The sequence below is a fragment of the Paraburkholderia sp. SIMBA_030 genome (assembly GCF_046535245.1).
GTDB lineage: Bacteria > Pseudomonadota > Gammaproteobacteria > Burkholderiales > Burkholderiaceae > Paraburkholderia.
This window is the reverse complement of sequence record NZ_JAWRXB010000783.1, coordinates 1-264: the sequence shown is the minus strand read 5'-3', so window position 1 is coordinate 264 and position 264 is coordinate 1. Positions and strand designations below refer to the sequence as shown.

Here is a 264-nt window from a genome sequence, read left to right as displayed (position 1 = left end):
CGCGCAACAACTCGACGAAGCCGGGAAGGCGACCGGATACAAGGTCAGCTATCGCAAGTTCGGCGGCGGCGGCGATGTGATTCGTGCCATGGCGTCGGGCAACGTGCAGCTCGGCGAGGCGGGATCGAGCCCGGTTGCCGCCGGCCTGAGTCAGGGATTGCCGATCCAGCTCTTCTGGATTCTCGACAATATCAACAACGCGGAAGCGCTCGTCGCGCGCAAAGGCAGCGGCGTGACCACGATCGCGCAACTCAAGGGCAAACG

The 264-nt window shown here is 64.0% G+C and carries 1 protein-coding gene; it reads left to right on the top strand.

All coding sequences use genetic code 11. The features are described 5' to 3' along the window. Nucleotides 1–264, top strand: a 264-nt coding sequence (locus SB772_RS42110) for an ABC transporter substrate-binding protein (protein ID WP_410838786.1), incomplete at both ends; no start/stop codon positions are given.